The organism is Streptomyces sp. 150FB (assembly GCF_000818195.1).
Lineage (GTDB): Bacteria > Actinomycetota > Actinomycetes > Streptomycetales > Streptomycetaceae > Streptomyces.
In genome coordinates, this window is record NZ_JTHL01000001.1 from 7,326,175 (window position 1) to 7,346,927 (window position 20,753).

The following is a 20,753-nucleotide window of genomic DNA, read 5'->3' on the forward strand; positions in this document are numbered from 1 at the left end:
CCGGCCGGGCCGGGACCCGGCCGTCAGGACGCCCGTACGGCTTCGAGCGTCTCGGCGAGCTCCTTCGGGAAGCGGGTCGACAGGTAGAGGTACGGCGTCGGGTCGTCCGGGTCGGTGACCTTCACGCGCAGCGCCGTCGGGATGTAGCTGCGCAGCAGCATGAAGGCGCGGGGGTCGGCCTTGTGCAGCCGCCAGGCCCGCGCCTCCTCGGCGTCCAGCACCTCGGCGTCACCGAGCGCCGACACCGGGATCTTCGCGTCGCCCGCCACCAGCAGACCGCCCACCACCCGGACCCGGACGGAGCCGTACGAGCTGACCCCGGCCGAGGCGATCGCACCGGCGCCGATCAGGCCGCCGAGGAGCGGCAGGGGCCCGAGGGGCAGCAGGATCAGCGCTCCGGCGACACCGATGAGACCGGCGATGCCCCACCAGGCGCGGGGCGCTGTCAGACGTTCGTCGTAGTGCGCGACGGCGGGTGTGGCGGAAGGTGCGGCGGAAGGCTCCATGCGCCCAAGCTTGGCATGGTGCGTACGGCGCCCGGCCGCGCGGGTAAGGTCTGCGCGTGTGAGTAACGTGCCATCCCCGGGAACGTCCGCCGGCCCCCCGGCCGGTTCGTCCGCGCTGCTGCCTCCGGCCGGCGCCGTGGCGCCCGTACGGCATCCCGAAGCCCCCGCACCCGGCGAGCTGCTCGGCCCGCACTACGAACACTGTTTCGGCTGCGGCGAGGCACAGCCGCACGGGCTGCATCTGCGGCTCCGCGCCGGTGAGGGTGTCACCATCACCGCCGAGTTCACGGTCGGCGCCGCCCACCAGGGCGCTCCCGGCCTCGCGCACGGCGGGGTGCTGACCTCCGCGCTCGACGAGACGCTCGGCTCGCTGAGCTGGCTGCTGCGGGTGATCGCTGTGACCGGCCGGCTACAGACCGACTTCGTGCGGCCCGTACCCGTGGGAGCGACCCTGTACCTGACGGCCGAGGCCGTCGCCGTCCACGGACGGAAGATCTACTGCAGGGCGACCGGCAGGCTCGAAGGCCCCGAGGGGCCCGTGGCGCTCCGGGCCGAGGCCCTGTTCGTCGAGGTCAAGGTCGACCACTTCGTCGACAACGGCCGCAAGGACGAGATCCAGGCCGCGATGGCCGACCCCGACCAGGTCAGGCGCGCCCGCGCCTTTGAGGTGAACCCATGAGCTCAGCCCGCGTACCCGTCGATGTGCTGATCCGCAGGACCGACCCCGAGGTGCCGCTGCCCGCGTACGCGCACCCCGGGGACGCGGGCGCCGATCTGGTCACGACCGAAGCCGCCGTGCTCGCCCCCGGCGAGCGGGCCGTACTGCCCACGGGGGTGTCCATCGCGCTGCCCGACGGGTACGCGGCCTTCGTGCACCCGCGCTCGGGGCTCGCCGCACGCTGTGGTGTCGCCCTGGTGAATGCCCCGGGGACCGTGGATGCCGGGTACCGTGGAGAGATCAAGGTGATCGTGGTCAACCTGGATCCGCGTGAGAGCGTGCGATTCGAACGGTTCGACCGGATCGCCCAATTGGTCGTCCAGCAGGTCGAGAAGGTGCGCTTCCACGAGGTGGCGGAGCTTCCAGGCTCTGCGCGGGCCGAAGGGGGCTTCGGGTCCACCGGCGGTCATGCCTCCGTGGACGGCGCACAGGGTGGGAATCGATACGCATCGGTCGTATCCGACCGGGAAGGACGTTGACGTGTTCGGACGTCGCAAGAACAGTAGTTCCGCGGAGGACACCGCGGATGTAGCGGGCGAGGCCGAGCAGTTCGCAGACGACGCCGGCGTTGACGCCGAGGCCGTCGACAACCAGGCGGACACGGCGGACGAAGCCCGCCGGGTGAACCTTCCGCCGGCTCCCAGGCCCGACGGCCCGTGGGACCTCTCCGAGGTCTCCAAGCCGGGCGAAGGCAGGGTTGACCTCGGCGGGATCTTCGTCCCCGGGGTCGAGGGGATGGAGTTGCGCGTCGAGGTCGCCGGCGACGCGATCGTCGCCGCCACGGTCGTCCTGCGCGACAGCGCCGTACAGCTCCAGGCCTTCGCCGCGCCCAAGAAGGAGGGCATCTGGGGCGAGGTCCGTGAGGAGATCGCCTCCGGCATCACCCAGCAGGGCGGCATCATCGACGAGGTCGAGGGCCCGCTGGGCTGGGAGCTGCGCGCCCAGGTCCCCGTACAGCTTCCCGACGGCACCGGAGGCGTACAGCTCGTGCGCTTCATCGGGGTCGACGGACCGCGCTGGTTCCTGCGCGGCGTGATCTCCGGCCAGGGCGCGGTACAGCCCGAGGCCGCCGGGCTGCTGGAGCAGGTCTTCCAGGACACCGTGGTCGTACGCGGCGACGGGCCGATGGCTCCCCGCGACCCGATCGTCCTCAAGCTGCCCGACGACGCCCAGATGGTGCCCGAGGGCGTCCAGCAGGAGGAGCAGGAAGGTTCACGCTTCTCCGGCGGCATGGGCTCGCTCCAGCGCGGTCCCGAGATCACTGAGGTGCGCTGAGACAGCTCAGGGACAGTCGAAGGACAACCGAGAGGAAGCCGGAACAGCCGAGGTGGCAGAGGTGAACGGCTGATCGAACTGAATCAGCCGTCCGGCCAGGTGGGTCGTACTCCGTTAACGGGGTGCGGCCCATTAGCGTTTCCGCTGGTCACGGCCTGCGACATATGGAGTCCGTAAAGCCGGACCGTCCGGCCGTAAGGGTCGCGTCAACGCAAGCCTGACCGCTCGGATCAGGGGGTTTCCTCAAGGGGTCAGACTTCCCATCTCATCTCATCTAGGAGCACACGATGGCCGACGTGGCCTTCGTCCTCACCACGATCGCGGTGTTCGCGTTGGTGGCACTCGTCGCCAGGGGGGTGACGAAGCTGTGACGGCGGAGAACATCATCGGCCTGGTCGTGGCCGTCGCCCTGCTCGTCTATCTCGTCCTCGCCCTCGTGTTCCCGGAGAGGTTCTGAGTGATGAGCCCCGTACTCGCCGGTGTGCTCCAGTTGCTTGCGCTGTTCGTGGCGCTGGGTCTGGTCTACCGCCCGGTCGGTGACTACATGGCCGGGGTCTATTCCTCGAAGAAGCATCTGCGGATCGAGAAGTGGATCTACAAGGTCATCGGCGCCAATCCCGGCACCGAGATGCGCTGGCCCGCCTATCTGCGCGGGGTCCTCGCCTTCTCCCTGGTGAGCGTCCTGTTCCTGTACCTGATGCAGCGCGTCCAGGGAGGCCTGCCGGGCTCGCTCGGCTTCTCCTCCATCACCCCCGACCAGGCCTTCAACACGGCCGCGTCGTTCGTCTCCAACACCAACTGGCAGTCGTACTCGGGCGAGCAGGCCATGGGCCATGTCGTCCAGACCGGCGGCCTCGCCGTCCAGAACTTCGTCTCGGCCGCCGTCGGTATGGCCGTCGCCGTGGCGCTGGTACGCGGCATCGCCCGCTCCCGCACCGGTGAGCTGGGCAACTTCTGGTCGGACCTGGTGCGCGGCACCATCCGGATCCTGCTGCCCATCGCCGTCATCGGCGCGATCGTGCTGGTCGCCTGCGGCGCGATCCAGAACTTCTCCGGGATCCACGAGGTCGGCCAGTTCTTCGGCGGCTCGCAGCAGTGGAACGGCGGCGCTGTCGCCTCCCAGGAAGCCATCAAGGAGCTGGGCACCAACGGCGGCGGTTACTTCAACGCCAACTCCGCCCACCCCTTCGAGAACCCGACGCCCCTGTCGAACCTCTGGGAGATCTTCCTCATCCTGATCATCCCGGTGGCGATGACCCGCACCTTCGGGAAGATGGTCGGCAGCGTCAAGCAGGGCTACGCGCTCCTCGCCACGATGGCCACCATCTACATCGGCTTCACCGCGCTGATGATGTGGACCGAGTTCAACCACCACGGTCCGGCGTTCCAGCTCGCCGGCGGCGCGCTGGAGGGCAAGGAGACCCGCTTCGGGGTCGGTGGTTCGTCGATCTTCGCGGTCGCCACCACCCTCACCTCGACCGGTGCCGTCAACTCGTTCCACTCCTCGTTCACCGGTCTGGGCGGCGGTATCACCATGCTGGGCATGCAGCTCGGCGAACTCGCGCCCGGCGGTGTCGGCTCCGGCCTCTACGGCATCCTCATCATGGCGATCATCACCGTCTTCATCGCCGGTCTGATGGTCGGCAGGACGCCCGAGTACCTGGGCAAGAAGATCGGCACCCGCGAGATCAAGTTCGCGGCGATCTACATCCTCATCACCCCGGCGCTGGCGCTCTGCTTCACCGCCGTGTCCATGGCGCTGCCGACCCCGCCCAACTCCATCCTCAACCCGGGCGCACACGGCTTCTCCGAGGTCCTCTACGCGTTCACCTCGGGGGCGAACAACAACGGTTCGGCCTTCGCCGGGCTCAGCGCGAACACCGAGTGGTACAACACCACGATCGGGCTCGCGATGCTGCTCGGCCGGTTCCTGCCCATGGTGTTCGTGCTGGCCCTGGCCGGTTCACTGGCCGAACAGAAACCCGTCCCCGAGTCGGTCGGCACCCTGCGTACGCACAAGCCGCTCTTCGCCGGACTGCTCGTCGGCACGATCATCATCGTCACAGCTCTGACCTACTTCCCCGCGCTGGCGCTGGGGCCGCTCGCCGAAGGGCTGGCGTCATGAGCTCTCGTCACAAGCAAGAGGACTCGATGTCCAATGTCAATCCGACCCGTGCGCCGCATCAGGACGTACCCACGGGCCACAACGCCCCGGGCGGACGGGTCGGCGGGGGTCTCTTCGATCCCAAGCAGCTCCTCACATCCTTCCCGGACGCCATAAGGAAGCTCGACCCCCGGGTCATGGTCAAGTCGCCCGTGATGTTCGTGGTCCTGATCGGATCCGTACTGACCACGGCCTTCGCGATCAAGGACCCGGGCGACTGGTTCGGCTGGGCCATCGCGGCCTGGCTGTGGCTGACCACGGTCTTCGCCAACCTGGCTGAGGCCGTCGCCGAAGGGCGCGGCAAGGCGCAGGCCGACACCCTGCGCAAGGCCAAGACCGACACCGTCGCCCGGCGGCTCAACGGATCGGCCGAGGAGCAGGTGCCCGGTACCGAGCTGCGCATCGGCGACCATGTCGTCTGCGAGGCCGGCGACGTCATCCCCGGTGACGGCGATGTCGTCGAGGGCGTGGCATCCGTCGACGAGTCGGCCATCACCGGCGAGTCGGCGCCGGTCATCCGTGAGTCCGGCGGCGACCGCTCGGCGGTCACCGGCGGTACGAAGGTCCTCTCCGACCGCGTCGTCATCAAGATCACGACGAAGCCCGGCGAGACCTTCATCGACCGGATGATCAAGCTGGTCGAGGGTGCGGCCCGGCAGAAGACGCCCAACGAGATCGCGCTGAACATCCTTCTCGCGTCCCTCACCATCGTCTTCCTGCTCGCGGTCGTCACCCTCCAGCCGTTCGCCGACTACGCGCACTCCGAGCAGTCGGTGATCGTGCTGGTCGCCCTCCTGGTCTGTCTGATCCCGACCACCATCGGAGCGCTGCTCTCCGCGATCGGTATCGCCGGCATGGACCGGCTCGTCCAGCGCAATGTGCTGGCGATGTCCGGACGGGCCGTCGAAGCGGCGGGCGACGTCTCGACGCTGCTGCTCGACAAGACCGGCACCATCACCCTCGGCAACCGCCAGGCGGCCGAGTTCGTCGCGGTGCCCGGCGTGGGCGAGAGCGAACTCGCCGACGCGGCGCAGCTCTCGTCGCTGGCCGACGAGACACCCGAGGGCCGCTCGGTCGTCGTACTGGCCAAGGAGCGGTACGGGCTGCGCGAGCGCAGCCAGGGCGAGCTGACCGGCGCCGAGTGGGTGGCCTTCACGGCCCAGACCCGGATGTCCGGCGTCGACCTCACCGAGAACGGCGCCGTACGCAAGGTACGCAAGGGCGCGAGCGGCTCCGTCATCGCGTGGGTCGAGGAACGCGGCGGGGCGGTCGCCCAGGAGGCCCGCAGGCTCACCGACTCCATCTCGGAGGCCGGCGGCACCCCGCTGCTGGTCGCTCTGGAGGACGGGCGCGGAGCACGCGTCCTCGGTGTCATCCACCTCAAGGACGTCGTCAAGGAAGGCATGCGCGAGCGATTCGACGAGCTGCGCCGCATGGGCATCAAGACCGTCATGATCACGGGTGACAACCCGCTGACCGCGCGGGCCATCGCGGACGAGGCAGGCGTGGACGACTTCCTCGCCGAGGCCACGCCCGAGGACAAGATGGCCCTGATCAAGCGGGAGCAGGCGGGCGGCAAGCTCGTCGCGATGACCGGCGACGGTACGAACGACGCCCCCGCCCTCGCCCAGGCCGATGTCGGCGTGGCCATGAACACCGGTACCTCGGCCGCCAAGGAGGCCGGGAACATGGTGGACCTGGACTCCAACCCGACGAAGCTCATCGAGATCGTCGAGATCGGCAAGCAGTTGCTGATCACGCGCGGCGCGCTGACGACCTTCTCGATCGCCAACGATGTCGCGAAGTACTTCGCGATCATCCCCGCGATGTTCGCCGTGGTCTATCCGGGTCTCGACAAGCTCAACATCATGGACCTGTCGTCGCCGGAGTCCGCGATCCTCTCGGCGGTCATCTTCAACGCGCTGATCATCATCGCGCTGGTGCCGCTCGCCCTGCGGGGCGTGCGCTACCGGCCGACGAGCGCCGACAAGATGCTCCGCAGAAACCTGGGGATCTACGGCCTCGGCGGGCTGATCGCCCCGTTCATCGGCATCAAGATCATCGACCTGATCATCTCCCTCATCCCCGGCATCGGGTGAACGGCATGACACCAATGAACAACTCGGCAGGCAGCACAGCGCGACTGCTCTGGGCCTCGCTGCGCGCCCTCCTGATCCTCAGCATCGTCTGCGGGGTGATCTACCCGCTGGCGATCACCGGCATCGGCCAGGGACTCTTCCACAACAAGGCGAACGGCTCCGAGATCAAGGAGTCCGGCAAGGTCGTCGGGTCCTCACTCATCGGACAGACCTACAACCTGCCGCTGAAGAAGGGCCAGGAGACCCCGGCGCCCGACCTCAAGTGGTTCCAGCCGCGTCCCTCCAACGGCCTGGGCAGCAACATCACCAACGGCGTCAACACCCAGTACAACCTGCTGGTGTCCGGGGCGACCAACCTCGCGGGCGACAACCCCGACCTGGTCAAGATGGTGAAGGACGCCAAGGCCGCCGTCGTCAAGGACAACTCGACGCCCGACTACAAGGTCAAGCCGTCGGCGGTCCCCGCCGACGCCGTCACCTCGTCGGGCTCCGGTCTCGACCCGGCGATCTCTCCGGCGTACGCCGATCTCCAGGTGCACCGGGTCGCAGAGAAGAACCACCTGACCGTCGCTCAGGTGGACAGGCTCGTCGAGCAGAACACCGTCGGACGGACCCTCGGCTTCATGGGTGAGCCGCAGGTCAACGTACTGAAGCTCAACATCGCCCTCAGGCAGCTCGTCCAGGGCTGACCCCCCGGGAGCCGCGCATACTGGCGCCCATGACCGACAGCACCGGCCCCCGCTCAGCGGCAGCCGTCATCGAGGCGCCGGACAGCGGCCCCATGGTGGTGGTGGAGGACCTGCACCGCTCGTACGGCTCCGGTGCCTCGGCCGTCCACGCCCTGCGCGGCGTCTCCTTCACCGTCGGACGCGGCGAACTCGTCGCGCTCAAGGGCAGGTCGGGCTCCGGCAAGACCACGCTGCTCAACCTGGTCGGCGGCCTCGACACCCCGGACGCCGGGCGGATCACCGTCGACGGCACCGAGCTGTCCACCCTCGGCGAGGACGGACTGCTCGCGCTGCGCCGCGACCGGGTCGGCTTCGTCTTCCAGTCCTTCGGCCTCATCCCCATCCTGAGCGCCGCCGAGAACGTCGGCGTCCCGCTGCGGCTGCGCAGGGCGGCCCCGCGCGAACGCGAGGAGCGCGTCGCGCTGCTCCTTGCCCTGGTCGGCCTCGGCGACCACGCGGCCCAGCGCCCCGGTGAACTCTCCGGCGGCCAGCAGCAGCGCGTCGCCATCGCCCGCGCCCTCGCCAACAGCCCCGCCCTGCTGATCGCGGACGAGCCCACCGGCCAGCTCGACGCCGAGACCGGCCTCGCCGTGATGGAACTGCTGCGGGCCGTCGTACGGAGCGAGGGTGTGACCGCGCTCGTGGCGACCCATGACCCGCAGCTCCTCGGCCTGGCCGACCGGGTGCTCGAACTGGGCGACGGCAATCTCGTCGAGCACACCTGAGTACGTCCGCGCACGCTCGGTCACACCGGCCCGGCCCGGACGACCCGCCGGACAGCAAGCCCCGACAACGCCCGGTCAGCCCATCGGGCCGACATCAGAATCGCGTCAAGACGCACGCCAGGCCCACCCTGTGCCCCATTTGTCCTAACCGTCCGCTGTAGCTTCGACGTGAGCGGTGGCGCCGGACGTCATGGCTCCACAGGGAAGACAATGGAGCCATGGGACGCGGCAAGCTTCGGATCTATCTGGGCGCGGCACCGGGCGTCGGCAAGACATACGCGATGCTCTCCGAGGCACATCGCCGCGTCGAACGCGGCACCGACTGTGTCGTCGCCTTCGTCGAACACCACAACCGGCCACGGACCGAGGTCATGCTGCACGGCCTCGAAGAGGTCCGCCGCCGCGAGATCGAGTACCGGGGGACCGTCTTCACCGAGATGGACATAGACGCCGTCCTCGAACGGCGTCCGACCGTCGCGCTCGTCGACGAACTCGCCCACACCAACGTCCCGGGCTCCCGCAACACCAAGCGCTGGCAGGACATCGAAGAGCTGCTCCAGGCCGGCATCAACGTGGTGTCCAACCTCAACATCCAACACCTGGAGTCGCTGGGTGACGTCGTCGAGTCGATTACGGGCGTACGGCAGCAGGAGACGGTCCCCGACGAGGTCGTGCGCCGTGCCGACCAGATCGAGCTGATCGACATGTCACCGCAGGCGCTCCGCCGGCGCATGGCGCACGGCAACATCTACACGCCCGAGAAGATGGACGCGGCGCTCTCCAACTACTTCCGCCCCGGGAACCTGACGGCGCTGCGTGAGCTGGCGCTGCTCTGGGTGGCCGACCGCGTCGACGAGTACCTCCAGCAGTACCGGGGCGAGCACAACATCCGCTCCACCTGGCAGGCCCGCGAACGCATCGTGGTCGGCCTCACCGGCGGCCCCGAGGGAAGTACGCTCATCCGCCGCGCCGCCCGCGTCGCGGCCAAGGGCTCCGGCAGCGAGATCCTCGCCGTCTACATCGCGCGCAGCGACGGACTCACCTCCGCCTCGCCGAAGGAGCTGACGGTCCAGCGCACGCTGGTCGAGGACCTCGGCGGCACGTTCCACCACGTCATAGGGGACGACGTCCCCGGTGCGCTGCTCGAATTCGCGCGCGGTGTCAACGCCACGCAGATCGTGCTCGGCTCCAGCCGCCGCAAGGCCTGGCAGTACATCTTCGGTCCCGGCGTCGGCGCCACGGTGGCCCGGGAGTCGAGACCCGACCTGGACGTCCACATCGTCACGCACGACGAGGTGGCCAAGGGGCGCGGGCTGCCCGTCACGCGCGGGGCGCGCCTCGGCCGGCCGCGGATCATCTGGGGCTGGGTGGCGGGCGCCGTCGCCCCTGTCCTGCTCACGCTGCTGCTGACCTCGCTGAGCGACACCCTGGGGCTGGCCAACGACGTCCTGCTGTTCCTCTTCCTGACCGTGCTCGCGGCGCTGCTCGGCGGGCTGCTCCCGGCGCTCGCCTCGGCCGCGATCAGTTCGCTGCTGCTGAACTACTACCTGACCCCGCCGACCCACACGCTGGACATCGCCGAGCCCAGAAACCTCGTCGCCCTGATCGTCTTCGTGGCGGTCGCCGTCTCGGTGGCCTCGGTGGTGGACCTCGCGGCCCGGCGCACCCATCAGGCGGCGAGACTCAGAGCCGAATCCGAGATCCTCTCCTTCCTCGCCGGCAGCGTGCTGCGCGGCGAGACCACGCTGGACGCGCTGCTGGAACGCGTACGGGAGACCTTCGCCATGGAATCCGTCGCTCTGCTCGAACGTATGAGCGACGTTGATCCCTGGACCTGCGCGGGCAGCGTGGGGCCCCAGCCCGTCAGCCGCCCCGAGGACGCCGATGTGGACATGCCGGTCGGCGACCACATGGCGCTCGCTCTCTCCGGCCGTATGCTGCCGGCCGAGGACCGCCGGGTGCTCGCCGCCTTCGCCGCGCAGGCCGCCGTCGTACTCGACCGGGAACGCCTGGTGGGGGAGGCGTCGCAGGCCCGCGAGCTGGCCGAGGGCAACCGCATCCGTACGGCGCTGCTCGCGGCTGTCAGCCACGACCTGCGCACCCCCCTGGCCGGCATCAAGGCGGCGGTCTCCTCGCTCCGCTCCGACGACGTCGAGTGGTCCGACGAGGATCAGGCCGAACTGCTCGAAGGCATCGAGCAGGGCGCCGACCGCCTCGACCACCTGGTCGGCAACCTCCTCGACATGTCCCGGCTCCAGACCGGCACCGTCACCCCGCTGATCCGCGAGATCGACCTCGACGAGGTGGTCCCGATGGCGCTCGGGGGCGTACCGGAGGACAGCGTGGACCTCGACATCCCCGAATCGCTGCCGATGGTCGCCGTCGACCCGGGGCTGCTGGAGCGCGCGGTCGCCAACATCGTCGAGAACGCCGTCAAGTACAGCCCCGAGGGACAGCGCGTCACCGTCGCGGCGAGCGCGCTCGGCGCCCGGGTCGAGGTACGGGTGGTGGACGGCGGTCCCGGCGTCCCCGACGAGGCCAAGGACCGCATCTTCGAGCCCTTCCAGCGCCACGGCGACGCGCCGCGCGGAGCGGGGGTCGGCCTCGGCCTCGCTGTCGCCAGGGGCTTCGCCGAGTCGATGGGCGGCACACTCACGGCCGAGGACACCCCGGGCGGCGGCATGACCATGGTTCTCACCCTCGCCGCGGCGCCCGGACACCTGCCGGCCCGCCCCGAACTATCCGCCCGGTTCACCTCATGACCGGGACAGCAGAAAGGCAGGACAGATGACCCGGGTGCTCGTGGTCGACGACGAGCCGCAGATCGTACGCGCCCTCGTGATCAACCTGAAGGCGCGCAAGTACGAGGTGGACGCCGCGTCCGACGGCGCCTCGGCGCTGGAGCTGGCCGCCGCACGCCACCCCGATGTCGTCGTGCTCGACCTCGGCCTGCCCGACATGGACGGGGTCGAGGTGATCAGGGGCCTCAGGGGCTGGACCCGGGTCCCGATCCTGGTGCTCTCCGCCCGCCACACCTCCGACGAGAAGGTGGAGGCGCTGGACGCCGGGGCCGACGACTACGTCACCAAGCCCTTCGGCATGGACGAGCTGCTGGCCCGGCTGCGCGCGGCGGTCCGGCGCGCCGAACCCCTCGGCGGGGACGGCGACGACACCGTGGCCGTCGTGGAGACCGAGGGGTTCACGGTCGACCTGGCGGCGAAGAAGGTCCACCGGGACGGCAGGGACGTACGGCTCACCCCGACCGAGTGGCACCTGCTGGAGGTGCTTGTACGCAACACGGGACGGCTGGTCAGCCAGAAACAGCTCCTCCAGGAGGTCTGGGGGCCCTCGTACGGCACGGAGACCAACTACCTGCGGGTCTACATGGCCCAGTTGCGGCGCAAGCTGGAGACCGATCCCTCGCACCCCAGGCACTTCGTCACCGAGCCGGGCATGGGTTACCGCTTCGAACGCTGATGCGAGAGTGGCGTGAGTGTCGGTGGAGGCGTGGATCCCGGGCCTCCGTACCCCGGTAGGCTCTAGGTATGAGTGCTGAGAAGCCGACCGGCCGCTTCCGCCGGATGCTCGACCGGCTGTCCAGCTCCCAGGAGGATCTGGAGTCCGAGGAGCTGCGGGAAGCCACCCAGGCATCGGGGTGCACCCGGATCTCCGAGTGCGACGACCGCCAGGTGGTCCGGGTGACTGGTACGTTGCGGACGGTCACCTTGCGTCCGCGGGCCGGAGTGCCCGCACTGGAGGCGGAGCTGTTCGACGGCACCGCGCCGCTGGACGTGGTGTGGCTGGGCCGGCGCTCCATCGTGGGCATAGAACCGGGCCGCAAGCTGATCGCCTCCGGCCGGATCTCCCTGAGCCACGGCCGGCGGGTGCTGTTCAATCCCAAATACGAACTCCGACCGCTCGGACAGGAGTAGCCGGTGACGTCACTCGACAAGCCCGCCGCCTCGAACGCATCGACCGACCCAGCCGTACCGCCCGCCCCCGGGGAACAGCCGGACGGCGGGGCGAAGCAGGACGGCGACGCGAAGACCGTCACGGAGGCCGCGCTCTTCGAGGCCTTCGGCGGCGTGCGCGGCATGGTGGAGACCGTCCTCCCCGGCCTGCTCTTCGTCACGATCTTCACCATCAACAAGGACCTGAAGTACTCGGCGATCGCGGCCGTCGCCGTGTCGCTGGTGCTGCTGGTGGTCCGGCTGGCCCGGCGCGACACCGTCAAGCACGCCTTCAGCGGTGTCTTCGGGGTGGCCTTCGGTGTCGTCTTCGCGATGATCACCGGCAACGCCAAGGACTTCTATCTGCCCGGCATGCTCTACACGCTGGGGCTCGGGCTCGCGTACGTCATCACGACGCTCGCCGGAGTGCCGCTGATGGGCGTGATCCTCGGCCCGGTGTTCAAGGAGAACCTCTCCTGGCGCACCCGTAACCCGGGCCGCAAGAAGGCGTACGCCAAGTCGAGCTGGGCCTGGGGCCTGATCCTGCTCGCCAAGTGCGCGATCCTCTTCCCGCTCTACGAGTGGGGCGACACCACCTCGCTCGGCTGGATCCTGATCGCGCTCAAGATCCCGCCGTTCCTGCTGGCCGTCTACCTGACCTGGGTCTTCCTGGCGAAGGCGCCCGCGCCCATCGACGTGTTCGCCGAGATGGAGGCCGAGGAGCAGGCCGAGAAGGAGCGCAAGGCCGCCGCTGCCGCCTCCCTGGCGGCCGGGGAGACCCCGGCGGCACCCCGCAGCCACCGCCGCGAGGCGTAGCGCCTGCCGCGCTCTCCGGCTTCCGCTTCCGGCTTCCGGCGTACGAAGGGCCCCGCACCTCCCGGTGCGGGGCCCTTCGTACGCTCTACGGGCGCGTACGCCGTACGGAACCAGCCGCTCAGCTCTCCACGCGGCGGACCGACAGCAGGTCCTCCAACTGCTCCTCGCGGGCCTGCGCGGCCACGAACAGCAGCTCGTCGCCCGCCTCCAGCGTCTCCTCCGGGTTCGGCGTCAGTACGCGCGTACCGCGGATGATCGTGACCAGCGAGGTGTCCTCGGGCCAGGTCATGTCGCCGACCAGGCTGCCCGTCACCGCCGACTCCGGCGGCAGCGTCAGCTCGACCAGGTTCGCGTCGCCGTGGCTGAAACGCAGCAGCCGTACGAGATCGCCGACACTCACCGCCTCCTCGACCAGCGCCGACATCAGCCGCGGTGTGGAGACGGCGACGTCGACGCCCCAGGACTCGTTGAACAGCCACTCGTTCTTCGGGTTGTTGACCCGGGCCACCACGCGCGGCACGCCGTACTCCGTCTTCGCCAGCAGCGAGACGACCAGATTCACCTTGTCGTCGCCCGTCGCTGCGATGACCACGTTGCAGCGCTGCAGCGCCGCCTCGTCCAGCGACGTGATCTCACAGGCGTCGGCGAGCAGCCACTCCGCCATCGGGACCCGCTCCACCGAGATGGCGGTCGGCGCCTTGTCGACGAGCAGCACCTCATGCCCGTTCTCCAGCAGTTCACCCGCGATGGACCGTCCCACCGCGCCTGCCCCGGCGATCGCGATGCGCATCAGTTCCCGCCTCCGTCCGGGCCCTCGGCGAAGGACGCCTCGACCTTCTCGATTTCGTCGGTACGCATCATCACGTGCACGAGATCGCCCTCCTGCAACACCGTCTGCGACGTCGGCAGCATCGCCTCGCCCAGCCTGGTGAGGAAGGCGACCCGGACGCCTGTCTCCTCCTGGAGGGTGCTGATCCGCTGACCGACCCAGCTCGGGGCGGTGTGCACCTCGGCGAGCTGTACGCCGCCGCTCGGATCGCGCCACAGCGGCTCGGCCCCGGACGGCAGCAGTCTGCGCAGCATCTGATCGGCGGTCCAGCGGACCGTGGCCACGGTCGGGATGCCGAGGCGCTGGTAGACCTCGGCGCGACGCGGGTCGTAGATGCGGGCGGCGACGTTGTCGATGCCGAACATCTCGCGGGCCACCCGGGCCGCGATGATGTTCGAGTTGTCACCGCTGCTGACGGCGGCGAAGGCGCCGGCCTCCTCGATCCCCGCCTCACGCAGGGTGTCCTGGTCGAAGCCGACCCCGCTCACGCGCCGGCCGCCGAAGCCGGCGCCCAGGCGGCGGAAGGCCGTCGGGTCCTGGTCGATGACGGCCACGGTGTGCCCCTGCTGCTCCAGGGTCTGGGCCAGTGCGGCACCTACCCGGCCGCACCCCATGATGACGATGTGCACGGCCCTACCCCGCAGTCCTGGTCGCGTCGCTGACCTGCGCAAACACCCTGTTCACTCTTTCTTTTCGACGGGACTGGCAACAACGGGACAACCTTTTCCGGCCTACCCCGAGGTCGAGCTTATGCGGCAACGGTCGCCTTGCCCGCATCCGTGTCCGCCCGTGGACGGAAGCCGGGAGGGGTGGGGGCTGCACAGCGCGGGGTAGGAACGCATACGATCCTCTGCGTGTCCAAACTGACCGACGTGCCCAAACGGATCCTGATCGGGCGGGCCCTGCGAAGCGACAAACTCGGGGAGACGCTCCTCCCCAAACGCATCGCCCTGCCCGTTTTCGCCTCCGACCCGCTGTCCTCGGTGGCATACGCGCCGGGAGAAGTCCTCCTGGTCCTGTCCGTCGCGGGTGTGTCGGCCTACCACTTCAGTCCCTGGATCGCGCTGGCCGTCGTCGTCCTGATGTTCACGGTCGTCGCCTCGTACCGCCAGAACGTCCACGCGTATCCCAGCGGCGGCGGCGACTACGAGGTCGCCACCACCAACCTCGGGCCCAAGGCGGGCCTCACCGTCGCCAGCGCGCTGCTCGTCGACTACGTCCTGACCGTGGCCGTGTCGATCGCCTCCGGGGTGGAGAACCTCGGCTCGGCGATCCCCTTCGTCGTCGAGCACAAGGTCATCTGTGCCGTGGTGATCATCGTGCTGCTGACCCTCATGAACCTCAGAGGCATGAAGGAGTCGGGCAAGCTCTTCGCGATCCCGACCTATGTCTTCGTCGGTGGCGTGTTCCTCATGATCATCTGGGGCGCCTTCCGCGGCCTGGTGCTCGGCGACAGCATGAACGCGCCCACCTCCGGCCTGCACATCAGGGCGGAGAACAGCGGCCTGTCCGGCTTCGCCATGGTCTTCCTGCTGCTGCGCGCCTTCTCCTCCGGCTGCGCGGCGCTCACGGGCGTCGAGGCCATCAGCAACGGTGTGCCCGCCTTCCAGAAGCCGAAGAGCAAGAACGCGGCGACGACGCTGGCCCTGATGGGCGGCCTCGCCGTCACGATGTTCTGCGGCATCATCGTGCTGGCCATGACCACGCACGTACGGATGGCGGAGTTCCCCGGCAGCGACCTGCTCCGTAACGGCGTGCCCGTCGGCAACAGCTTCGTCCAGGACCCGGTGATCTCCCAGGTCGCCGCCGCCGTCTTCGGCCAGGGCACGTTCCTCTTCGTGGTCCTCGCAGCGGCCACGGCGCTCGTCCTGTTCCTCGCCGCCAACACCGCGTACAACGGGTTCCCGCTGCTCGGCTCGATCCTCGCGCAGGACCGCTACCTGCCGCGCCAGCTCCACACCCGCGGCGACCGGCTCGCGTTCTCCAACGGCATCGTGCTGCTGGCGGGCGCCGCCATGCTGCTGATCGTGATCTACGGGGCCGACTCGACGCGGCTGATCCAGCTCTACATCGTCGGTGTCTTCGTCTCCTTCACGCTCAGCCAGACCGGCATGGTCCGGCACTGGAACCGCCACCTGCGGACCGAACGGGACGCCGCCAAGCGCCGCCGTATGATCCGCTCCCGCGCGATCAACACCTTCGGGGCCTTCTTCACCGGTCTGGTGCTGGTCATCGTGCTGGCGACGAAGTTCACCCACGGCGCCTGGGTCGCGCTGCTCGGCATGGTGATCTTCTACGGGACGATGACGGCGATCCGCAGGCACTACGACCGGGTGGCCGAGGAGATCGCCGTGTCCGAGGGGCCGTCCGAGGACGACGTCAGGCCCTCCCGGGTGCACTCCATCGTGCTGGTCTCGAAGGTCCACAAGCCCACGCTGCGGGCGCTGGGATACGCCAAGCTGATGCGCTCCGACACCCTGGAGGCGCTCAGCATCAGCGTCGACCCGGTGGAGACGAAGGCGCTGCGGGACGAGTGGGAGCGGCGCGGCATCAACGTACCGCTGAAGATCCTCGACTCCCCGTACCGCGAGATCACCCGGCCCGTCATCGAGTACGTGAAGGGCCTGCGCACCGAGAACCCGCGCGACGCGGTCAGCATCTACATCCCCGAGTACGTCGTGGGGCGCTGGTTCGAACACCTGCTGCACAACCAGAGCGCGCTGCGGCTCAAGGGACGGCTGCTGTTCACACCCGGTGTGATGGTGACCTCGGTGCCGTACCAGCTCGAATCCTCCGAGCTGGCGAAGAAGCGCATCAAGAAGCGCGCCGAGTGGACGGCGCCCGGGGCGGTCAGGCGGGGTCCTGTCGACTCGCGGCCGAAAGAACCGGCGCGCAAGGACTCCATGCCGAAGGCGCCCGGCGTGCCGCCCGACGTAGGGACCGTCGACACCACGCCCAAGCAGATGACGCCGCCCAAGGAGCCGACGCGCAAGGACTGAGGGACGTGGGCCCGAGGCGGCGGCAGGGTGCTTGGTGACCGGTCGGCGCGCACGCACGTAGACTGGTCGGCTGTTGTCCCGCCGCACCCTTTGATCTTTGGAGCCACCCCCTCATGTCAACGCAACCCCAGCCTTCAGAGCAGGCTTCGCTGGTCGGGGAGGAGTACGAGGTCGAGGTCGGCCCGGTCGCGCACGGCGGCCACTGCATCGCCCGTACCGACGGCGGCCGGGTGCTCTTCGTACGGCACGCGCTGCCCGGCGAGAAGATCATCGCCCGGGTGACGGAGGGCGAGGAGGACTCCCGCTACCTCCGTGCCGACGCGGTGAAGGTCCTGGAGGCGTCCAAGGAACGGGTCGACGCACCCTGCCCGTACGCCGGCCCCGGCCGGTGCGGCGGCTGCGACTGGCAGCACGCCAAGCCCGGCGCGCAGCGGCGCCTCAAGGGCGACGTCATCACCGAGCAGCTCAAGCGGCTCGCCGGCCTCACGCCGGAGGAGGCGGGCTGGGACGGTACGGTCATCCCCGCTCCCGGCGACAAGCTGCCGGCGGGCGAGGTGCCGGCCTGGCGCTCGCGCGTCCAGTACGCCGTCGACGAGAAGGGGCGCGCGGGACTGCGCAAGCACCGCTCGCACGACATCGAGCCGGTCGACCACTGCATGATCGCCGCCGAGGGCGTCAGCGAACTGGGCGTGGAGCAGCGCGAGTGGCCGGCGATCGCCACGGTCGAGGCGATCGCCTCATCGGGCTCGAACGACCGCCAGGTGATCCTCGCGCCGAGGCCGGGCGGCCGGCTCCCGCTGGTCGAACTGGACAAGCCGGTCTCCGTCCTGCGGGTCGAGGAGCACGACGGGGGAGTGCACCGCGTGCACGGCCGCGCGTTCGTCCGCGAGCGGGCCGACGGCCGCACGTACCGCGTCGGCATGGGCGGCTTCTGGCAGGTGCACCCGCAGGCCCCGCAGATACTGGTCGAGGCCGTGATGCAGGGCCTGATGCCCCGTAAGGGCGACACCGCGCTCGATCTGTACTGCGGAGTGGGCCTGTTCGCGGGCGCGATCGCGGAACGCGTGGGCGAGGCGGGCGCCGTACTCGGCATCGAGTCCGGCAAGCGCTCGGTCGAGGACGCGCGGCACAACCTCCAGGACCTGCCCCGGGTCCGTATCGAACAGGGCAAGGTCGACCAGGTACTGCCGCGCACGCACATCACGTCGACGGACCTGATCGTCCTGGACCCGCCGCGCGCGGGAGCGGGCAAGGGCGTCGTCAAGCACATCTCAACCCTGGGCGCCCGCCGCATCGCCTACGTGGCCTGCGACCCGGCGGCCCTGGCCCGCGACCTGGCGTACTTCCGTGAGGCGGGCTACAAGCCCCGCACACTGCGCGCCTTCGACCTGTTCCCGATGACCCACCACGTGGAGTGCGTGGCGATCCTGGAACCGGCCTCGAAGGGCGCCTGACCTCAGAGGTACCTTGACGCTCGTTCTGATGGTGCGTCAGGTGCGGCGGGATCCTGGTCGGGATAGGCGACGCCATGGTCCCCGGCGCAAGATCGCTTGGAATTTTGCACCGCCAAGCGGCCTTGCCGAGGCGTAGGAGCCGGCCCGGGAGTGGTCCGGATCTTGAGCGAGGCCGGCCCTCGTTCTTGACTCCGCTCACGTGCGCGCCAAAAAGGGGGGCGAACTTACAGGTCCGAGCCCGAGAACGGCCGGCACTACAAGCCCCGCAAACTGCACGCCGGAAAAGCGTACGACCTACCTGAACTGCGGCGATGGCTCCGAGGAGAACGTATCGGTGTCCCGGCGTGACGAGCAGGGCAAGGGGGCGGCGACCGCCCTCGCAGGCAGGTGGATCTTGCTGGTCCGTCCTGCGCGTGAGCGCCCGAGGCCTTCGTTGAGCCGGCGCTGTTCCGCGGCCCCCTTTTCGGCGGATCGTCGGGCCCTTCTTCCGGGCCCGGCCGCGTGCTGGTGTGCCCTGCACGAGGTCGAGTCGATGCCCACCAGGCTCCGGTCGCGCCGGCCGTCGGCGTCGGCCGCGGCGATGACAGCGGTCAGGCCGATGGCTGCGGACACGGTGTAGATGTCGGCGGCGGGCCGTGCGACGACGGGTCCGACCCATCCACCACCGGGTCAATCATCAGAGGCATTGACGAATATAGTCAATGGAGCTGACTATGTCGGGCGGAGTCGAAGCCTGTCGGCGCCCCTGTGGTTCGGTGTGAACGGGAAACGGGGCGGACGGCTCGGTGCGGCCGGGCTCACTGCGCGTAGGGGTCGGTGATCTCGCGGAGTTGATCCAGGATCTGGTGCAACAGCGTGAAGTTGCGGGTACCCAGGTAGGTCTTCCACTCCGAGAGGATCTCGGCGAGTGTCGCCGAGGCCACCTCGACCGCCCGCCTGCCGCGTTCCTCGATCACGATCAGCCGGGCGCGGCCGTCCGTAGGGTCGGGGACCCGGCGGACATAACCCAGGCGTTCCAGTTGGTCGACCATCGCGCCTGCGCTCTGCTTGCTCATTTGTGCCTGGTCAGCGAGGTCCGTGAGGCGTGAACCGTCCGGGGCGACGCGTTGGAACACCCGACATTGGGCGAGGGTCCAGTCGTCGAACCCGGCATCCTGCAGGGCCCGGAACATCCGGTCCTCGGTGTATCGGTACGGGATGAACAACGACACCCCTAGGTCAACCCGCTGCTCGTCGTCCATAGCGCTCTTGGCCCTGTCTCCCGCCTGATCCCACAAGGTTCACAGCCTACGTGAGTGCCGCCGGGCCGGATCCCCGTCGGCCCCGGCCGCGGTGGCGCGTGTGCGGTTCCGTGCTCGCCGCGTTTCGCACGCGCCGGCCGCCCCTCGCCGATCTCAGGCCGGTTGCTGTTGCCGTTAGTTCCGCCATATGACTACAGTAGTCAATGTTCCTGACTAAAAGAGGGGACCCGCTGAAGAGGAGGGCGGGGGCCCCGAGGGCTGTTCACATCCGGCGAGCACAGAGAGAACGCAGGTAGCGCGATGGCATCGGCATCAAGCCTGGCAGGCAAGCGGGTCCTGGTCACCGGAGGCAGCGGCGGAATCGGCGCCGCGATCGTGCGGCGGCTCGCCGCCCAGGGGGCCGCGGTCGCGGTCAACTATCGATCCGATCAAGAGGCGGCCGAGGCGCTCGTCGGCGAACTCCGAGACAGCGGGTGTGCCGCGTCGGCCTTCCCGGCCGATATCAGTGACAGAGCGCAGACCCACGAGCTCGTCGGCGCGGTGGTGTCCGAGTTCGGTGGCCTGGACCTGCTGGTCAGCAATGCCGGGGTCGAGCACTTCGGAACGCTGGAAACCATCACTGAGGTCGACTTCGACCGCCTCTTTCGGACAAACGTGGCCGGGCAGATGTTCGTCACCCAGGCCGCGGTAGCCGCGATGACCGACGGCGGCCGGATTGTGCTCAGCTCCTCGGTCAGTGTGCGCTTGGCGGTCCGCCAGCACGCCTTGTACGCGGCAAGCAAGGCCGCCATTCCGGCCATGGTGCGCAATCTCGCTCCCGAGCTGGCCGAGCGGAACATCGCCATCAACGCGATCGCCCCAGGTGCTACCGCCACGCGCATGGCCGACTATGCCGACAACTACGTCCACCCCGCACTCGCCGATGTGCCGTTTCCCGCGCTCATCCGCTCCATGAGCGCACTGGGTCGGTTGGCCCAGCCTGACGAAATCGCCGCCGTGGTCGCGTTTCTGCTCTCTCCGGACGCGTCCTTCATCACCGGCACCACCATCGAAGCCGACGGCGGCTGGAACTGACCACCGAATCATCGCACTTGGCCGTGATGCCAGGGCTTTGAGCGTCGAGGCCGGTCGTATCGGACCGCCGGTACGGCAGGTGGGATGCCCTCCGGCGCGGCGGGTCGGCCACTCACCGCGCGGCGCCAGTGACGCATCCACGCCGTAATGCACTTACACCGAACACTTGTCGAAG

19 protein-coding genes and 1 pseudogene are annotated in these 20,753 nt (G+C 69.3%); 15 read left to right on the top strand and 5 right to left on the bottom strand.

The window, feature by feature from the left end; genetic code table 11:
• Positions 1 to 23: 23 nt before the first annotated feature.
• Positions 24 to 506 (bottom strand): DUF3093 domain-containing protein, encoded by a 483-nt coding sequence (locus tag QR77_RS31380; RefSeq protein ID WP_040025425.1) that lies wholly within the window; start codon positions 504 to 506, stop codon positions 24 to 26.
• Between the two features lie 58 nt (positions 507 to 564).
• On the opposite strand from QR77_RS31380, the gene QR77_RS31385 reads away from it, so the two are divergent.
• The 12 genes from QR77_RS31385 (at position 565) to QR77_RS31440 (ending at position 12,981) form a co-directional block, all read left to right on the top strand.
• On the top strand, positions 565 to 1,185 hold the full coding sequence (locus tag QR77_RS31385; protein ID WP_236710870.1) for a PaaI family thioesterase: 621 nt from the start codon (positions 565 to 567) through the stop codon (positions 1,183 to 1,185).
• Positions 1,182 to 1,703 carry a dUTP diphosphatase gene (gene dut / locus QR77_RS31390; RefSeq protein ID WP_040025426.1) on the top strand — a complete coding sequence of 174 codons (522 nt, stop codon included), beginning with the start codon at positions 1,182 to 1,184 and terminating at the stop codon, positions 1,701 to 1,703. The genes QR77_RS31385 and dut overlap by 4 nt, the downstream gene beginning before the upstream one ends.
• Position 1,704: 1 nt before the next feature.
• Positions 1,705 to 2,499: a DUF3710 domain-containing protein gene (locus tag QR77_RS31395; RefSeq protein ID WP_040025427.1), complete on the top strand. Its 795-nt coding sequence runs from the start codon at positions 1,705 to 1,707 to the stop codon at positions 2,497 to 2,499.
• 367 nt (positions 2,500 to 2,866) lie between these two features.
• Positions 2,867 to 2,956, top strand: coding sequence for a K(+)-transporting ATPase subunit F (kdpF, locus tag QR77_RS42925; RefSeq protein WP_040025428.1), 90 nt, complete (start codon positions 2,867 to 2,869; stop codon positions 2,954 to 2,956).
• A 3-nt stretch (positions 2,957 to 2,959) separates the two neighbouring features.
• A complete protein-coding gene (kdpA, locus tag QR77_RS31405; protein WP_040028960.1) occupies positions 2,960 to 4,624 on the top strand; it encodes a potassium-transporting ATPase subunit KdpA in 1,665 nt (554 codons plus the stop codon).
• A gap of 26 nt (positions 4,625 to 4,650) precedes the next feature.
• Complete coding sequence (gene kdpB / locus QR77_RS31410; RefSeq protein ID WP_040025429.1) at positions 4,651 to 6,762, top strand: potassium-transporting ATPase subunit KdpB; 2,112 nt, start codon at positions 4,651 to 4,653, stop codon at positions 6,760 to 6,762.
• A 14-nt stretch (positions 6,763 to 6,776) separates the two neighbouring features.
• Entirely contained in the window at positions 6,777 to 7,451 is a 675-nt protein-coding gene (locus QR77_RS31415) for a potassium-transporting ATPase subunit C (protein WP_040025430.1), read from the top strand.
• A 29-nt stretch (positions 7,452 to 7,480) separates the two neighbouring features.
• Positions 7,481 to 8,215, top strand: a complete 735-nt coding sequence (locus tag QR77_RS31420; protein ID WP_040025431.1) for an ABC transporter ATP-binding protein — start codon at positions 7,481 to 7,483, stop codon at positions 8,213 to 8,215.
• Positions 8,216 to 8,433: 218 nt separating this feature from the next.
• A complete protein-coding gene (locus tag QR77_RS31425) occupies positions 8,434 to 10,977 on the top strand; it encodes an ATP-binding protein (protein WP_040025432.1) in 2,544 nt (847 codons plus the stop codon).
• Positions 10,978 to 11,002: 25 nt separating this feature from the next.
• On the top strand, positions 11,003 to 11,692 hold the full coding sequence (locus QR77_RS31430; protein ID WP_040025433.1) for a response regulator: 690 nt from the start codon (positions 11,003 to 11,005) through the stop codon (positions 11,690 to 11,692).
• A 104-nt stretch (positions 11,693 to 11,796) separates the two neighbouring features.
• Entirely contained in the window at positions 11,797 to 12,147 is a 351-nt protein-coding gene (locus tag QR77_RS31435) for an OB-fold nucleic acid binding domain-containing protein (RefSeq protein WP_040028961.1), read from the top strand.
• A 3-nt stretch (positions 12,148 to 12,150) separates the two neighbouring features.
• Positions 12,151 to 12,981: a DUF3159 domain-containing protein gene (locus QR77_RS31440; protein ID WP_040025434.1), complete on the top strand. Its 831-nt coding sequence runs from the start codon at positions 12,151 to 12,153 to the stop codon at positions 12,979 to 12,981.
• Between the two features lie 118 nt (positions 12,982 to 13,099).
• Here QR77_RS31440 and QR77_RS31445 read toward each other — a convergent pair whose 3' ends face one another.
• Positions 13,100 to 13,771: a TrkA family potassium uptake protein gene (locus tag QR77_RS31445; RefSeq protein WP_040025435.1), complete on the bottom strand. Its 672-nt coding sequence runs from the start codon at positions 13,769 to 13,771 to the stop codon at positions 13,100 to 13,102.
• Positions 13,771 to 14,439 (bottom strand): TrkA family potassium uptake protein, encoded by a 669-nt coding sequence (locus tag QR77_RS31450; RefSeq protein WP_040025436.1) that lies wholly within the window; start codon positions 14,437 to 14,439, stop codon positions 13,771 to 13,773. The genes QR77_RS31445 and QR77_RS31450 overlap by 1 nt, the downstream gene beginning before the upstream one ends.
• 225 nt (positions 14,440 to 14,664) lie before the next feature.
• On the opposite strand from QR77_RS31450, the gene QR77_RS31455 reads away from it, so the two are divergent.
• Positions 14,665 to 16,809 (top strand): APC family permease, encoded by a 2,145-nt coding sequence (locus tag QR77_RS31455; protein WP_052489170.1) that lies wholly within the window; start codon positions 14,665 to 14,667, stop codon positions 16,807 to 16,809.
• A gap of 113 nt (positions 16,810 to 16,922) precedes the next feature.
• Entirely contained in the window at positions 16,923 to 18,263 is a 1,341-nt protein-coding gene (locus QR77_RS31460; RefSeq protein ID WP_040025437.1) for a TRAM domain-containing protein, read from the top strand.
• 384 nt (positions 18,264 to 18,647) lie between these two features.
• Here QR77_RS31460 and QR77_RS49350 read toward each other — a convergent pair.
• Both QR77_RS49350 and QR77_RS31465 read right to left on the bottom strand, forming a co-directional pair.
• Positions 18,648 to 18,806 (bottom strand): annotated as a pseudogene (locus tag QR77_RS49350) (IS5/IS1182 family transposase); the annotation flags it as partial.
• Between the two features lie 254 nt (positions 18,807 to 19,060).
• Positions 19,061 to 19,504, bottom strand: coding sequence for a MarR family transcriptional regulator (locus tag QR77_RS31465; protein ID WP_040025438.1), 444 nt, complete (start codon positions 19,502 to 19,504; stop codon positions 19,061 to 19,063).
• Between the two features lie 300 nt (positions 19,505 to 19,804).
• Between QR77_RS31465 and QR77_RS31470 the strand changes: the two genes are divergently transcribed.
• Positions 19,805 to 20,578: an SDR family oxidoreductase gene (locus tag QR77_RS31470; protein WP_063798102.1), complete on the top strand. Its 774-nt coding sequence runs from the start codon at positions 19,805 to 19,807 to the stop codon at positions 20,576 to 20,578.
• The last annotated feature ends 175 nt before the right edge of the window (positions 20,579 to 20,753 follow it).

What these genes read in the sequence shown, in the direction of transcription:
- kdpA (WP_040028960.1), top strand. Translation starts at nt 2,960, where the DNA reads ATGAGCCCCGTACTCGCCGGTGTGCTCCAGTTGCTTGCGCTGTTCGTG.
- kdpB (WP_040025429.1), top strand. Translation starts at nt 4,651, where the DNA reads ATGTCCAATGTCAATCCGACCCGTGCGCCGCATCAGGACGTACCCACG.
- QR77_RS31465 (WP_040025438.1), bottom strand. Translation starts at nt 19,504, where the DNA reads ATGGACGACGAGCAGCGGGTTGACCTAGGGGTGTCGTTGTTCATCCCG.
- QR77_RS31470 (WP_063798102.1), top strand. Translation starts at nt 19,805, where the DNA reads ATGGCATCGGCATCAAGCCTGGCAGGCAAGCGGGTCCTGGTCACCGGA.
- QR77_RS31425 (WP_040025432.1), top strand. Translation starts at nt 8,434, where the DNA reads ATGGGACGCGGCAAGCTTCGGATCTATCTGGGCGCGGCACCGGGCGTC.
- QR77_RS31460 (WP_040025437.1), top strand. Translation starts at nt 16,923, where the DNA reads ATGTCAACGCAACCCCAGCCTTCAGAGCAGGCTTCGCTGGTCGGGGAG.
- QR77_RS31430 (WP_040025433.1), top strand. Translation starts at nt 11,003, where the DNA reads ATGACCCGGGTGCTCGTGGTCGACGACGAGCCGCAGATCGTACGCGCC.
- dut (WP_040025426.1), top strand. Translation starts at nt 1,182, where the DNA reads ATGAGCTCAGCCCGCGTACCCGTCGATGTGCTGATCCGCAGGACCGAC.
- QR77_RS31415 (WP_040025430.1), top strand. Translation starts at nt 6,777, where the DNA reads ATGAACAACTCGGCAGGCAGCACAGCGCGACTGCTCTGGGCCTCGCTG.
- QR77_RS31435 (WP_040028961.1), top strand. Translation starts at nt 11,797, where the DNA reads ATGCTCGACCGGCTGTCCAGCTCCCAGGAGGATCTGGAGTCCGAGGAG.
- QR77_RS31445 (WP_040025435.1), bottom strand. Translation starts at nt 13,771, where the DNA reads ATGCGCATCGCGATCGCCGGGGCAGGCGCGGTGGGACGGTCCATCGCG.
- QR77_RS31420 (WP_040025431.1), top strand. Translation starts at nt 7,481, where the DNA reads ATGACCGACAGCACCGGCCCCCGCTCAGCGGCAGCCGTCATCGAGGCG.
- QR77_RS31380 (WP_040025425.1), bottom strand. Translation starts at nt 506, where the DNA reads ATGGAGCCTTCCGCCGCACCTTCCGCCACACCCGCCGTCGCGCACTAC.